General features: G+C 70.6%; 13 protein-coding genes and 1 pseudogene. 5 read left to right on the plus strand and 9 right to left on the minus strand.

What is annotated here, in order from left to right; all coding sequences use genetic code 11:
• Positions 1 to 724 precede the first annotated feature (724 nt).
• Both MKK65_RS09845 and MKK65_RS09850 read left to right on the plus strand, forming a co-directional pair.
• Positions 725 to 1132, plus strand: a complete 408-nt coding sequence (locus MKK65_RS09845) for an alpha/beta fold hydrolase (protein ID WP_313899045.1) — start codon at positions 725 to 727, stop codon at positions 1130 to 1132.
• Between the two features lie 112 nt (positions 1133 to 1244).
• A pseudogene (locus tag MKK65_RS09850) lies at positions 1245 to 1694 on the plus strand (LysR substrate-binding domain-containing protein); the annotation flags it as partial.
• Between the two features lie 374 nt (positions 1695 to 2068).
• Here MKK65_RS09850 and MKK65_RS09855 read toward each other — a convergent pair.
• Genes MKK65_RS09855 through MKK65_RS09865 form a run of 3 tightly spaced genes read right to left on the minus strand, consistent with a single transcriptional unit; the run spans position 2069 to position 4702 of the window.
• A complete protein-coding gene (locus tag MKK65_RS09855) occupies positions 2069 to 2962 on the minus strand; it encodes a hypothetical protein (protein WP_243957382.1) in 894 nt (297 codons plus the stop codon).
• Between the two features lie 11 nt (positions 2963 to 2973).
• Positions 2974 to 3960, minus strand: a complete 987-nt coding sequence (locus MKK65_RS09860; RefSeq protein WP_243957384.1) for an SPFH domain-containing protein — start codon at positions 3958 to 3960, stop codon at positions 2974 to 2976.
• Between the two features lie 10 nt (positions 3961 to 3970).
• A complete protein-coding gene (locus tag MKK65_RS09865) occupies positions 3971 to 4702 on the minus strand; it encodes an NUDIX hydrolase (protein ID WP_243957386.1) in 732 nt (243 codons plus the stop codon).
• Positions 4703 to 4954: 252 nt separating this feature from the next.
• On the opposite strand from MKK65_RS09865, the gene MKK65_RS09870 reads away from it, so the two are divergent.
• From MKK65_RS09870 to MKK65_RS09880, 3 genes are all read left to right on the plus strand, one after another.
• Positions 4955 to 7138, plus strand: a complete 2184-nt coding sequence (locus tag MKK65_RS09870; RefSeq protein WP_243957388.1) for a marine proteobacterial sortase target protein — start codon at positions 4955 to 4957, stop codon at positions 7136 to 7138.
• Positions 7135 to 7725: a class GN sortase gene (locus MKK65_RS09875; protein WP_243957390.1), complete on the plus strand. Its 591-nt coding sequence runs from the start codon at positions 7135 to 7137 to the stop codon at positions 7723 to 7725. The genes MKK65_RS09870 and MKK65_RS09875 overlap by 4 nt, the downstream gene beginning before the upstream one ends.
• Positions 7726 to 7817: 92 nt before the next feature.
• On the plus strand, positions 7818 to 8576 hold the full coding sequence (locus MKK65_RS09880) for a multiprotein-bridging factor 1 family protein (RefSeq protein WP_243957392.1): 759 nt from the start codon (positions 7818 to 7820) through the stop codon (positions 8574 to 8576).
• A 338-nt stretch (positions 8577 to 8914) separates the two neighbouring features.
• Here MKK65_RS09880 and MKK65_RS09885 read toward each other — a convergent pair whose 3' ends face one another.
• The 6 genes from MKK65_RS09885 to MKK65_RS09910 are packed head-to-tail and all read right to left on the minus strand — an operon-like array spanning position 8915 to position 14242.
• Positions 8915 to 9328 carry a VOC family protein gene (locus MKK65_RS09885; protein ID WP_243957394.1) on the minus strand — a complete coding sequence of 138 codons (414 nt, stop codon included), beginning with the start codon at positions 9326 to 9328 and terminating at the stop codon, positions 8915 to 8917.
• 40 nt (positions 9329 to 9368) lie between these two features.
• Positions 9369 to 10403 carry a biotin-dependent carboxyltransferase family protein gene (locus tag MKK65_RS09890; protein ID WP_243957396.1) on the minus strand — a complete coding sequence of 345 codons (1035 nt, stop codon included), beginning with the start codon at positions 10401 to 10403 and terminating at the stop codon, positions 9369 to 9371.
• On the minus strand, positions 10396 to 11130 hold the full coding sequence (pxpB, locus tag MKK65_RS09895) for a 5-oxoprolinase subunit PxpB (RefSeq protein ID WP_243957398.1): 735 nt from the start codon (positions 11128 to 11130) through the stop codon (positions 10396 to 10398). Before pxpB ends, MKK65_RS09890 begins: the two co-directional genes overlap by 8 nt.
• A complete protein-coding gene (locus tag MKK65_RS09900) occupies positions 11123 to 11896 on the minus strand; it encodes a LamB/YcsF family protein (RefSeq protein ID WP_243953603.1) in 774 nt (257 codons plus the stop codon). The genes pxpB and MKK65_RS09900 overlap by 8 nt, the downstream gene beginning before the upstream one ends.
• Before the next feature lie 22 nt (positions 11897 to 11918).
• Positions 11919 to 13202, minus strand: coding sequence for a Zn-dependent hydrolase (locus MKK65_RS09905; protein ID WP_243957400.1), 1284 nt, complete (start codon positions 13200 to 13202; stop codon positions 11919 to 11921).
• Positions 13199 to 14242, minus strand: a complete 1044-nt coding sequence (locus MKK65_RS09910; protein ID WP_313899044.1) for a hydroxyacid dehydrogenase — start codon at positions 14240 to 14242, stop codon at positions 13199 to 13201. Before MKK65_RS09910 ends, MKK65_RS09905 begins: the two co-directional genes overlap by 4 nt.
• Positions 14243 to 14338 lie beyond the last annotated feature (96 nt).

Consider the following 14338-nt stretch of genomic DNA (forward strand, 5'->3'; position numbering starts at 1 on the left):
GGCCGAGGCAAGAACCCCGAGAGTCACCTGGCGCTCGGACGGACGCCCGCCATGGCGACGATCCCACGCACCTCGTGCAGGTGCGCCGGCGGCTGCTCCCGATCGCCCGGAAGGGACCGCTCGGCGTGCGCTTCGCTGGACGGGGCGGGACGCTCCCCGCACGGGGGCCGGGGGGCGCTGGCGCCCTCCGCCTGGAAGCGTCCATACCGGCGGACCGCGCTGCAGGGGCCGCCCCCGAAGCGCTGGGCCGCCGGGCGAGGCGAAGCGGCCGCCTCAAGCGCCGCGATCACGCGTTCTCGCAGATCCATCGATAGCGCTGACGGCATCCCGACCTCCTCGGAAAGCCCATCATCGAATCAGATCCGCAGACTGCCCGCTACCCCCAACGATTCAACCCAGCCGGACACGGCTCTAGAGCCGTCATCGGGTGCGACATTATCCATCCAAAAATTGATCTCTCGGCGCAGCGATGTCGCTCGTCGGCTATGACGCACCGAAGCGTTCGGCAGACGGATCCGACGGCCCTGCGTGCAGCGGTCCACCATTGGACTGGTACCAGACTGTTGCCGCCTATCCGGCGAGGATGTCCTATCTCTCCCCCGAGAGGAGATGATTTATGCCGACACAGACAGTCTCGGTCACCGCTACGGCCCTGGCGCTTGGACAAGGAACGCCGCAGCCACTTCCCTCCACCTAGGCCAAGACGACTTACCATCGGGTCGAGGTGGACGGTGTTGGCATCTTCTACCGCGAGGCAGGGCCGCGTGATGCGCCCACGATCCTGCTGCTGCACGGCTATCCGTCGTCGTCCCGGCAGTGGGAGCCGCTGCTACCGCTGCTCGCCGACCGATATCACCTGATTGCGCCCGACTACCCCGGCTTCGGCCAGAGCGATGCACCGTCGCTGGCGCAGTACACCTACACCTTCGACAACCTTGCTACGAAGATGGAGAGGTTGGTCGCCCACCTCGGCATAGAGCGGTACACGCTCTTTCTGCAGGATTACGGCGGGCCCGTGGGTTTTCGCATGGCGCTGGCTCATCCTGAGCAGGTCAGCGCGCTCATCGTTCAGAACGCCAACGCCTATGCGGAAGGTCTCGGTGCCAAGTGGCAGGGCATTGCCCAGTACTAGGCTGATCCTGTCCGACGTCAGCACCTGTGGGACAGAATGAGGGTCTTCACGAACGGAGGATGGCTGGTTCATCGTAGCCCCTGAGGAGCGAAGATGAAGCAGACATCCGGCCGTCTCCGTCGAGGTCGTCGTCGACGATCGCCTCACCGACATCGTCGCCGCCCGGTTCGATGCCGGCATCCGCTTCGGAGAGACGGTGGAACGCGACATGGTGACAGTGCGGCTGGGACGGAACCTACGCACCGTGGTGGTCGGCACACCCGCCTACTTCGCGCGCCATCCACGACCCGAGACGCCGGCCGATCTGGAGGCGCACAACTGCGTCAACTATCGGTTGATCGGCGGAAGTGGTTTGCTGCCTTGGGAATTCTCGCGCGACGTCCAGGACATGCGCGTGCGCGTTGGTGGCCAACTCATCGCCAACGATGCGGCCCTGTCGGGTGCTGCTGTGCGGGCCGGTGCCTGGCTCGGCTACATGCTGGAGGATGATGTCGTGGACGACATCGCAGCGGGAAACCTCGTGCAGGTTCTGACGGACTGTTGCACGCCATTCTCTGGTTAACACCTTTACCATCCGAGTGGTCAGGCGACACCGGCGCTTCGTGCGTGGATCGACGCCGTACGCTGGGTCGAAGAGTGACCTGGTTGTGTCGGACGCGGAAAAACATCGCTATGACGGTTTCTCGGTGATCTCGACACGTGCCAACTCGATTGCTTCTTGGTAGCCAGATAAATCGATGGAACAACGACGTTGGGTCGATCCTAGATCGTCCGCTTTTCCGGCCAACCTTCGCTGAAACGGACCAGCTGCTTTCGGCCAGATCCAGCCGCTCAGAGTATGTTGAAGCCCCGAAGTTCACAGCACCCAGTGAGCGTGTTGTAGCCCTGGCAAAGGCGTGTGTGCTGCGGCAGCGGGCCGAGCGAAAGCCTACTGCGTTATGTTAAGACAAGATTTAGCGACCGTGATGCTGGCGTGATCACGACGCGCCGTCCCCAGTCGAAAGCGACGAAATCCTGCTCGATCCCGTCGGAGAAGACTACGCCCCCCTCGTTCATCCGCGACACCACGGTGAGGGGCGATCCGGCGAACTTGCCGCCGCGCAGGTCGGTGCCGGTGGCGACGCTCGGGAACGGCTCGCGCACCCAATAGCCAAAGGCCGCCTCCTCGATGCCCACCTCCACGGTGAGGTGCGTCGCCTCGCTGATCGAGCGCGCCCAGCCCGTCAGGCCTGTGCCCGAGGCCACGATTAGCCCGCTAGACGAGTGGTCCTCTGCCCGCGCCCCGTCGTCGATGAGGTAGCGCGCCGATTGGTGGCTGCGGTGGCCGACGAAGATCTCGTTCAGGGCGAGCAGCCGCTCGCCGCCGTCGAAGGTCGCCTGCACCATGGTGCGCCGCTGCAGGGGCGCGGCGCCGGCCGCGCTGGCGGGCAGCAGGGTGCGGAGGGCCTGCACCCGGGCCCGAGCCAGCACACCGTCGTAGAGGTCGGGCGCCGGGTTGACGCCGACCACCGGTTGCCCGTCGAGGTACTTGGCGACGTTGGCCACGAGCCCGTCCTGCCCCACGGCCACGACCACGTCCTCCGGGGCGAACAGGAAGCGGTCGAGGTCGGGGCGCCGCACCAGGGCCTGCCGCCAGTCCAGGGGCACGGAGGCCCGGGCCTCGGCGAGCACGGCCTGGAACCGGGCGTGGCGCGCCTCGACCTCGGCGAGCGCCTGGCCCCGGGTCTCCAGGAAGAACCGGACCTGGCCGCGGGTCGCGTGCCGGGCGATGAGCAACTCGTAATCCGTGTCGCGGATCACGAAGACCACGCGGGGGGTGATGGCCGGCACGGCGAGCCTCCTCAGCGCGGCGCGAGCCGCGCGGGAAGCGCGCCCCGGACCTCGCCGAGGATTGCCGCCAGCAGGTCCGGCGTGACGTTGACGTGCTCGATGGCCTCCAGCTTGCCGGCGAGCTCCCGGGCCGCCAGCCCGAGCAGGACGGCGGGCGGCATGTCTCGGTAGATGGCGGCGCGGCGCTGCTCCGCCTCGGCCCGGGCCCCTTCGATGAGCCGGATCCGCTCGGCCTCCGCGGCCGCCTCCAGGCCCTGCGCCTCCGCGACGCCGGCGGCGCGGTCACGGGCGTTCTCGGCCTCCTGGGTGATCAGCACGGTCTCTCGCCGGGCCAGCTCGGTCTTCGTCGCGAGCTCGTTCTCCGCGATGGCGCGCTCCTTCTCGACCGCGAGGGCGCGCCGGGAAAAGGTCGCCTCGTCGGCCTTCTGCTGCAGGGCCTCGAAGGTCGGCGTCTGCAGGGCGCGCTCCAGCTCGCTGGTCGGCGCGAGGTTGGTGAGGCGCACCGAAACGGCCGCGACGCCGATCTCGGCCAGCGCCGGGGCGGCGAACAGCACCCGTTCCAGGACGGCGCGCAGCGGTTCCGGCCCCGCGTCGAGTAGGGCGCCGATCGGGCTCGCCCCGAGATATTGTAGCACCGCCTGGCCGGCGATGCCGCCGAGGCGGCCCTCGATCCGCTCGATCGGCTCGCCCTGCAGGCGCCCGGTGTGAAGGTCGATCGAGAAGTCGACCCGGTTCGCCAGCAGCTCCGGATCGACGACGTGCCAGCCGATCGTCCCCTGGACCACGACGGTCTGGAAGTCCCGGCTGCGGCCGCGGACGAACAGGGTCATCTCGCGGTCGTCCACCGGCACCTCGCTGATGCTGGCGGTCTCGGGCCGGAACCAGAAGACCAGCCCCCGTCCGCTCTGCCGGACCCGGCCGTTACGGAAGCGGATGATGTGGCTGCTCGCCTCGCTACGGAGCTGGGCGATCACACCGATGTTGCGGAGAGTGGCCATGATGGTCTCCTCAGAACTGACCCGACCTGTCGAAGCGGAAGAGTTCGGCGAAGCGAAACGCCGTCCCGGCCTCGCGGGCGCCGGTCGGCGCGATCCAGCCCCGGTCGCGCATGCGGCGGCGGAAGGCGGATTTGTTCAGGGGCGCGCCGCGGATCGCCGCGTGCACGTCCTGAAGCTGCCGGAGGGTGAAGTGCTCCGGGAGCAGCGCGAAGCCGACATCCGTGTAGTCGAGCTTACCGCGCAGCCTCTTCACGGCCAGCGCGAGGATGTCGGCGTGGTCGAAGACAAGGGCGAGGGGGGCGCCGTCCTCAGTGACGGTCGAGACCGGGCCGCCGGCCTCGCCTGCCCGGAACACGGCCAGCGTCGTCACCGTGAGCGCAGCGCCGCCCGCCAGGGCCTCGGCGAAGGCCGCCTCCGGCAGCAGCGCCAGGTAGGCGACCGAGATGATGCGCATCCGCGGATCCCGGTCCACGGCGCCGAACGTGTAGAGCTGCTCGAGCCGCGCCCGCTCGATCCCGGCCTTGTCGCGCAGGACCCGCTCCGCGGCGGCGTCGAGGGTCTCGGCGATGCCCACGAACCCGCCCGGCAGGGCCCAGAGGCCGGCCTGCGGATGCTGGCACCGCCGCAGCAGCAGAGCGGCGAGCTGTCCGGCCCGGATCCCCAGCAGGACGAGATCCACCGCCAGGGTGGGCCGCGCGTAGGCCGCAGGATCGTAGCCTGCCAGGAACTCGGATTCGGCCATCGGTAAGTTTATACTCATGTTGAGCATAAATAAGGTGCGGATTGCGCATAGGTCAAGGAGCGGGGCGGATCCGTTAGGAAGCGCCGCGGGGCGCACAGCGCCGCACCGGCTCCGTACCGATCCGCCCCGGGGCGGCCGGCGGGTGCGGTCCAAGCCTGGAAAAGGGCGAAGCTTCTCGTGGCGGCGCAGCGGCGGGCGCGGGAGCTTCGTCGGCGAGCCGGCACCGATCCGCCGGCGCAGGAAGTTTCCCCGATGCCGTTCTTCGCTCCACGATCTGCGATCGAGCCCCCCAGCAACGCCGCGCTGTCGCCGCTCTTCCTCGCGCTGCTGGCACTCCTCGTCATGCTCACCCCGGCCCACGCGGCGCCGGGGTCGGAGCGGGGCGGCCTCACGCTGCGCGGGCCGGCCGGCACCGCGCCGGTCGAGGCTGTCCAGCTCGCGATCGACGTCAGCGTCGATGTCAGCGGCCCGACCGCCCGGGCCACCGTCACCCAGGCCTTCCGCAACACCACGGCGGACTGGGTCGAGGGCACCTACGTGTACCCCCTGCCGGAGGACGCGGCCGTCGACGGGATGAAGCTCGTCGTCGGCTCCCGCGTGATCGTCGCCGAGATCCGCGAGCGGGCGGCGGCCAAGCGGGCCTACGAGGCCGCGAAGGCGGCCGGGCAGTCGGCGGCCCTGACCGCGCAGGAGCGGCCCAACATCTTCACCAACGCGGTCGCCAATATCGGTCCCGGCGAGACGGTGCTGGTCCAGATCACCTATCAGCAGACGATCCCCGTCTCCGGCGAGACCCGGACGCTGCGCCTGCCCCTGGTGGTCGCACCACTCTACAATCCCGCCCCGGCCTCCCTGGACGCGGTCTCCCTCGACGGCGTGGCCGAGGCAGCCCGCGACCCAGTTCCGGATCGCGCCCGGATCAGCCCGCCGGTGCTCGACCCGGCCTTGTCCCCGCCGACCAACCCGGTCGCCGTCACCGTGCGGCTTCAGGCGGGCTTCGCGGTCGGCGCCGTCCGCAGCGCGACCCACGCGATCCGTGTGACTGAGACCGGCCCGGAATCGCGAACCATCACGCTCGCCCACGGCGTCGTGCCGGCCGACCGCGATCTCGAGCTGACCTGGGCGCCGGTCCCGAGCCGGGTGCCCGGCCTCGGACTGTTCCGCGAGACCGTGGCCGGCCGGATCTACCTGCTGGCCGCCGTGAACCCGCCAGCGATCGAGGCCGTCGCGGCCGCTCGGCCGGCGCGCGACGTCACCTTCGTCATCGACAATTCCGGCTCGATGTCGGGCGCCTCGATGCGGCAGGCCAAGGCCGGGCTGCTGGCCGGGCTCGGCCGCCTGACCGCGCAGGACCGCTTCAACGTCATCCGCTTCGACGACACCTGGGACGCGCTGCATCCCGAGCCGGTCCCGGCGACATCGGCGGCGCTCGCGGAGGCTGAAGCTTTCGTGACCGCCCTGGAGGCCCGAGGCGGCACCGAGATGCTGGCGCCGCTCAAGGCGGCCCTGGCCGATCCCCACCCGGAGGACGGGCGCGTGCGCCAGGTCGTGTTCCTCACCGACGGCGCCGTCGGCGACGAGGAGCGGATCTTCGCGGCGATCCACGGCAATCTCGGGCGCACGCGCCTGTTCATGGTCGGCATCGGCTCGGCGCCCAACGGCCACCTAATGCGCCACGCCGCCGAGATCGGCCGCGGCAGCTTCACGGAGATCCGCGACCTCGCGCAGGTCGGCGAGCGGACCCGCGCGCTCTACGAGAAGCTGGAATCCCCCGCCGTCACCGACCTGACCGCGACCTTCTCGGTCCCAGGCGTCGCGGTCACGCCGGGCGCGCTACCCGATCTGTACCGCGGCGAGCCGCTGGTCTTCGCCGCGCGGCTGCCGGAAGCGGCGAGCGGTACCGTAACGGTCTCGGGCCGGGTGGGCGCCCGGAGCTGGACGCGGACTCTACCCCTCGCCCAGGCCGGCGCAGGCGCCGGTATCTCCAAGGTCTGGGCGCGCTCCCGGATCGGCGAGACCGAGACGGCGCGCATCACCGGGCGCCTCGGTGCGGACGCGGCCGACGCCGTCGTCCTGGCGCTCGCCCTGGAGCACGGCCTAACGACGCGGCTGACCAGCCTCGTGGCCGTCGACGCCACCCCGCGCCGCGCGCCGCGCACGCCCCTCGTCGCTGCCGACCTGCCGCTGAACCTGCCGGCGGGCTGGGACTTCGCCAAGGTATTCGGCACGGAGCGGAGCGGCGAAGCGCCAGCCGACAAGGCGGCCCGGATCGTTCCGATCAATGCCGCCGGCGCGGCCGTCGACCTGCCGCAGACCGGGGCCGGGATCCTGGCGAAGCTCGACCTGGGCCTGCTCCTCGCTCTGCTGGGTCTCTTGGGCCTCGTGCTGGGCGCCGGCCCGACGGTCGGCGACCGGCGGACCGGGGACGCGCGATGAGCCGCCGTCTCGGAACCGAGCTGGGGAGGGCCCTCGCGGCCCTCCTCACCTTAATGGGTCTCGGGCTGGCGACGCAGGCCGCCTGGATCCCCGCCAAGGCCGCCGTGGCGCAGGTGCTGCTGGAGCACGCCTTCGCCCGCACCCTGGCCGAGGGTCGGCCCGCCCGGCCCTGGCCCTGGGCCGACACCGAGCCGGTCGCCCGGCTCGCCGTCGCGGGCCGCAGCTTCGTGGTGCTCCGGGGCGGGAGCGGCCAGGCCCTGGCCTTCGGCCCCGGCCACTTGGATGGCACCCCGGAGGCCGGCGCGCCCGGCACCGCGGTCATCGCTGCCCACCGCGACACGCAGTTCGGGGTGCTGGGACGGCTTGGCTCTGGCGATCCCGTCACCGTGACGGGACGCGACGGCCGGACCCTGCGCTTCCGCGTCACCGGCACCCGGGTGGCGCGTTGGGACGCCTCGGGCATCGACCCGCAGGCCCCCGGTCGGCACCTCGACCTCGTCACCTGCTGGCCTCTGGAGGCGCTGCAGGCCGGCCCGCTGCGCCTGATCGTCGAGACCGAGCTGGCCTCGGAGGCGTGGCGCTCCTGACGGGTCGGTGCGGATGGCCAGCTGGGCCGCGCTTGCGCAAATGTGCGGTTCCGTGCGGATCTGTGCGGGTCAAGCCCGTGCGAGCCGTGCCTGTGAGCGAGATCGAACTGTCCGAGGCGCAGAGCCGCGCCATTGCCCAGATCGTGCGCGAGGCGCTGGCCCGCCGGCGCATCTCCCGCCAGACGCTGGCCGAGGAGGCCCGGATCAGCCTCTCGACCCTGGAGAAGGCACTCGCCGGCCGCCGGCCCTTCACCCTGGCGACCACGATCCGGCTGGAGGAGGCGTTGGGCCAATCCCTCCGGCAGCCGACGGGGCAGGCCTCGGCTCCGGAACTGCAGCGTCATGCCCCTGACGAACTCGGGGCCTACGCGCGGGAGGGCGTGTCCTGGCTGGAGGGCCGCTATCTCACCCTGCGTCCGTCGTTCGAGACAGCGGGGGCGATTTTCGCCTACCGCACCGAGATCGCCTGGGATGCGGGCAGCGCGCGCTTGGTGTTCCGCGAGGCTGAGCGGGTCGATGCCCCCTTTGCGCAGTCCGGTAGCGTCGCCGTCCCGAGCCAATCAGGCATGATCTATCTCGTAACCAACTGGCACGGGCAGCATCGACTCGCGGTGCTGTGCCGTCCCAATATCCGAGGCGAGATGTACGGGATTCTCACCACGCTGCACGCCGGCCGAGGCACGCAGCTCACGCCCGCTACGGCACCGCTCGCCCTGGTTCCGGAGCGCCCTGCGGCTGAACTCTGTTACGGCCGCATTGCACCGCATGCGCCGACTTATGCTGCCTATCGCGCACATCTCGATCGCGTCCACACGGACGGCTACGCCACGTTCTTCATAGGCGCTCCCTAGCCGGAACGACACCATTCTGATCTCCGCACTCATAGCGCCAGCGCCAGCGCTAGATCAAAGGCTGCTGTTGACGAAGCGTCGATGTACGTTTTCGCCATTGCCATTTCACAAAGCGGCCGGACGGCTCTGGCCAGACCACGCCATGTTGAATCGCCAATGGGCGTAAGATCGGTCATTCGGCTTTGCGCCCATTGCAGTCACGCGAGTGCTTCCATTGGTCCTCCTAAGAGCTGACATTCAACAGAGAAGCGCCTCGACTCTTCGAGTTCCACGGACTCAACCACTCCGTGCGACGAGCGGGCTGGCATTGAGGCGCCGGGCCTAACCGCAAAAGCCTTTCAGTGTTCGAAGACACCGTCTAGATCTCGGAAGCCTTTGATCTCGATGGGATTCCCGCTCGGGTCGAAGAAGAACATGGTCCGCTGCTCGCCGGGCTGGCCCGGGAAGCGGACCACCGGCGGGATGTCGAAGGCGATGCCCTCGGCCTCAACGCGAGCGGCCAGCGCTTCCCAGGCGTCGAGGGGCAGCACCACCCCGAGATGGGGCATCATCACCATGTGGTGGCCGACCTTTCCGGTCCGGGTCGTCGCGAAGGGCTCACCCAGATGCAGCGAGATCTGGTGGCCGAAGAAATCGAAATCCACCCAGGTCTCTGTGCTGCGCCCCTCGTGGCATCCGAGGACGCCGCCGTAGAAGCGGCGCGCCGCGTCGAGGTCGGTCACGTGGTAGGCGAGGTGGAACGGGGTCGGCATCGTCGGGTCTCTCCGTTGTGCGTGATGGGCGCGGCCTGCCTCAGGCCACCGATCCAATGTGGTTCGCCGAGACGACGCCGCCGATGAGGTTGCAGGACAGCAGGAATCCGCTGTCGAGATCACCGCCGCCGGCCGGCACGAGGGCGGCGAGCCTCGCCGTGAGTGCAGATTTCGCGTCCCGGGCGAGGGACTGCGCCTCGTCGACGGTGACGGACTCGAACCGGATCGTCTCCCCCGGCCGCACCTGCGCGAGGCGGCCGAAATCGGCGGAGACGACCGTCGCGATCTTCGGATAGCCGCCCGTGGTATGACGATCGGCGAGCAGGATGAGGGGCCGCCCGTGGCCGGGCACCTGAATCGAGCCGTTCACGATCCCATCCGAGACGATGTTGAAGCCATCCGCATGGGCGATCGGGGGCCCGTCGAGGTGGCAGCCCATCCGGTCGGCACGCGCCGTCAGCGTGTAGGGCGCGGACAGAAAGGTGCGCAGCCCCTCCTCCATGAAGCTGTCGGCCTGGGGGCCAAGCACCACCCGGATCGAACTGCCGAAGCGGGGCCTGTGGGCATGAGGCAGGGTCGGGGGTCTTCCCACGGGCTCTGGCGCTCGCAGCGGCAGCAGATCGCCTGCCGCGAGGGGAGTGCCGTCGAGGCCGCCGAGGCGGGTGCGGGTATGGGTCGAGACGCTGCCGAGCATCGGCGCCACTGCGAAGCCCCCGGCCACGGCGAGCCATGCGCGCAGCCCCCGGCTCGGGGCCCCGAGGTTGAGCCGGTCGCCGCGGCGCAGGTCGTAGGCGGTGTAGGGATCGACCGCTCGCCCGTTCAGGGCCATCGCGAACGACGCGCCGGCCAGGGCGACTCGGCACACCTCCGCCTCGCAGACCAGGGTCGGGCCGAGCATCGCCATCTCGATGCCTGCCGCGTCGGCTGGGTTGCCGACCAGGGCGTTGGCGAGCGCCAGCAGATCCAGGTCCATCGCCCCCGAACCCGAAATGCCGAAGCGCAGGTATCCCCGCCTCCCGGCATCCTGAAGGGTGGTGGCCACGCCGGGCGCGACGATCCGCAAGCCGTCAGCCATGGACCCGCTCCATCGTCGCGACGCGTTCCCCGGCCTGAGCCGCCGCGCTGAGATCATCGAAGGCGGCACGGTCGATCGGTTCGAACCGGATCAGATCCCCGGCCGCGAACAGGAACGGCTCGGCCCGCGCCGGGTCGTAGGAGCGTGCGGGCGTGCGGCCGATGAGCTGCCAGCCGCTCGGCAGTTCGAGGGGCGGCGAGACGCCGGTCTGGTTGCCGCCGATAGATACGCTGCCCGGCGGGATCGTGGGGCGCGGATCCGTGCGCCGGCTCGCGTGGATGCGGGGATCGAGACCGCCGAGATACGCGAAACCGGGGGCGAAGCCGATCATGTGGACGCGGTAGTCGCATCCCGCATGGAGGGCGATCACTTCATCCTGGCTCAGCTTGGTCTTGGCCGCGAGGTCGGCGAGGTCGACGCCGTGCTCGCCGCCGTAGAGCACCGGCACCCGCCAACGGCGGATCGCTCCGGTCGCCGCGACCGGAGGCGGCCAGTGGGCGGCGATCAGCGCCGCGAGGTCGGCCCGGGGCAGTAGGTCGGGATCGTAGAGGACGAGGAGCGAGCGATAGGTCGGCACCGTTTCCAGCAGGCCGGGCCGTCCGGCGCTGCGGATCGCCTCGTCGAGGGCGACCACCTGCGCGTTGACGACAGGATCGACCGCGCGGCCGAGCTCCACCGTCAGCGCCCGGTCGCCGCAATCGAGCAGCCGGTAGCCGGGCTCAGACACCGAGCACCTCCGCCATCGGGCGCAGGGCGATGCCCTTCGCGGCGACGTCGTCCCGCAGGCGGCGGGCCATGGCGACGGCGCCGGGCGTGTCCCCGTGGACGCAGATCGTGTCGATCCGCGTCGGGATGCGCCGCCCGGACAGGGAGGTGATCGCCCCGTCATCGAGCATCTGCGCCACGCGCTCGGCGACGGCCTCGGGCTCGTGCAGGACAGCGCCGGGGAGCTTGCGAGAGACGAGGGTGCCATCATCCGCATAGGCCCGGTCTGCGTAGACCTCGCGGGCGATGGGCAGACCGAGCCGCTCGCCCGCGCGTTCTGTTTCGAGACCGGGCATCACGACGAAGATCAGGTTCCGGTCCAGCGTCCGGATCGCCCGGGCGACGGCCAGGGCGAGGTCGGCATCCTCGTTGGCCATGTTGCCCATCGCCCCGTGGGTCTTCACGTGGCGCACGGGGCAGCCGGCATCCTGGGCCAGGGCCAGGAGGGCGCCGACCTGATAGAGCACCGCCTTCTCGATGTCGGCCGGGCGCTCGCCGTGGATCGGCCGCCGGCCGAACCCCCACAAATCGAGGAAGCTCGGATGGGCGCCCGCCTGCACGCCGTTCGCGGCGGCGAGGCGCAGCGTCTCGTGCATCACCAGCGGATCGCCGGCGTGGAAGCCGCAGGCGATGTTGGCCGAGGTGGCCAGGGCCAGCATCTCCGCGTCGTCGCCGAGGCGGTAGACGCCGAAGCCCTCGCCCATGTCGCAGTTCAGATCGACGATCATCGGTGCATCCTTTCGCGTGGGTTCACTCGGAGGCGACGAGGTGGGCGACCAGGGTCGCGGCGGCGCAGAGATCCTCGATCCGCATCGCCTCGTGCGGGTTGTGGCTGCCATTCTGGTTGCGGACGAAGATCATCGTGCTCGGCACGCCCTGCCCGGCGAGGGTCGCGGTGTCGTGTCCCGCTCCACTCGGCATGGTCCGGAACGGCATCCCGAGCCGACGGGCATGGCCGGACAGGGCCTCGATCAGTGTGGGGCTCATCTGGGCCGGGGTGCTGCCCGTCCGTTCGCCGAGGGCGAAGCGCACACCGCGGGCGACCTCAATGCCGGCGACGAGGTTGGCCAGGGCCGCCTCGATGCGCGCGATCACCGCCGGCTCGGTGCTGCGCACGTCGAGACAGAAGCGGACCTCCCCCGGGATCTTGGCGAAGGCGTGCTGGGCCGGGTCGGTGGCGACCTCGCCCAGGGTGAGTGTGGCGGGAAGCCCCTCCTGTTCCAGCCTGCCCCACAGGCCGTCGAGGCCGGCGATCAGGTCGGCGAGGGCGAAGACGGCGTCGCTGCGCTCGGATCGCGCGACGGCGCCGGAATGGCCGTAGCGCCCGAAGCAGGCGGCCTTCCGGTAACGGACGCTGCCGCTGATCGCCGTGACGAAGGCGACGGGGATTTCGGCGGCCTCCAGGGTCGGCCCTTGCTCGATATGCATTTCCACGAACCCGTGGATCCGCTTCGGATCGAGCAGCGCCTCCCCTCGTGCCACCGCATCGGGCCGCAGGCCGAGCGCGGCCATGTGCTCGCGCAGGCTCCGTCCGGAATCGGTGCGGGGCAAATCGAGGGCCTCGAGCGGCAGCAGGCCGAAGGCGGCCCGGCTCCCGACATAGGAGGCGGGGAACCACACGCTTTCCTCGGCCCGGAACACGCCCACCGTCACGGGGCGTGCGGGCACGAGGCCCGACCGGCGCAGGGCTTGAACGGCCGCTAGACCGCCGATCACCCCGGCCGCCCCGTCGAAGTTGCCACCATGCGGCACGGTGTCGACGTGGGAGCCGACCATCCAGGCCGGCAGCGCCGGGTCGCGCCCTGGGAGGGTCAGGAAGAGGTTGCCGGCGGCATCGGTCTCGGGGGTGAGGCCCAGCGAAAGCCCGGTCTCGCGCATCAGGGCGTGGGCCCGCTCCTCCCCCTCGCCGTAGGCGGCCCGGGTGACTCCGGGCTCGTCGCGGCTGAAGGAAAGGAGTTGCGCGAACAGGCCGGCGCAGAAATCCGGATCGATGGCGATTGAGTCCGCAATGGTGGCCGCGCCGACCCCGCTCATGCCGGGAACTCCGCCTTATGCGCACCCTGCCGCCGGCGATCCCAGACCTCCGGATTGACGAGGTTCGGCGGACGATGCCCGGCGAGAACGTCGATCACCTGCCCCGCGACCCGCTCGGCGGCGCGGATCAGGGCGGCCTCGGTCGAGGCGGCGACGTGGGGGGTGAGGATCACCCGCCGCTCCCGGTGCAGGGGATGGTCGTGCGCGAGCGCATCCCCCGACACCACGTCGAGCCCCGCGCCGGCGATGGTGCCCGCGGCCAGCGCCTCGGCCAGGGCGTCCTCGTCCACCAGGGCGCCCCGGGCGGTGTTGATCAGGAAGGCGCCGCGCTTCATCCGGCTCAGTTCATCCCGACCGATCAGGCCGCGGGTCTGCGCCGTGAGAGGCAGGTGCAGGGAGACGACGTCGGCCCGGGCGAGGAGGTCCGGCAAGGTGGCGGCGCGTTCGGCGTTCAGGGCCGCGAAGTCGGAAGCCGGCCGCGTCGGGCCGTAGGTGAGCACCCTCATGCCCAGCGCCGCCGCGAGCCGGCCGGTCGCCTGCCCGATGGCCCCGAACCCCACGACACCCAGCGTCAGGCCGGCGAGTTCGACGAGGCGCGCGCCATAGCGGAAATCGTGGTCGCCCTCCCGCATGGCCTGGTCGGCCTGCGGGATCGCCTTGGCGAGGGCGAAGATCAGGCCGATCGCATGCTCGGCGACGGAGAGGGCGTTGGCGCCCGGCGTGTTGACGACCGCGATCCCCGCCCGGGTCGCCTCCGGCACGGCCACCGGGTCGGTTCCGGTGCCGTGGACCCCGATCACCCTCAGCCGGGGCGCGGCCAGCACCGCTTCGGCGGGAAAGCCGCCGTTGCGGGTGACGACCGCGACGCAATCGGCCGCCTCGCGGGCGAGAATCGCCGAGGCGAGGCCGGTGGCGGCCCGGATCTCGAGCCCCGCCATCCGAAGCTGCGCGAGCCCGGCCGCATGGATCGGCTGAACAATGAGGCAGATGCCCGGCGCTCCTGCGAAGGGGCGGACCGGATCGGAAGGCTCGGTGAACACGTTCGAGGCAACCCTGCTAAAAAATACCGCTTGAATGCCGGTGGTATACCGCAGAAGCTAGCTCAATGCCGCAGTGCTGGCAACATCAAAAGACGA

It is taken from the genome of Methylobacterium sp. J-001 (genome assembly GCF_022829565.1).
Taxonomy (GTDB): domain Bacteria; phylum Pseudomonadota; class Alphaproteobacteria; order Rhizobiales; family Beijerinckiaceae; genus Methylobacterium.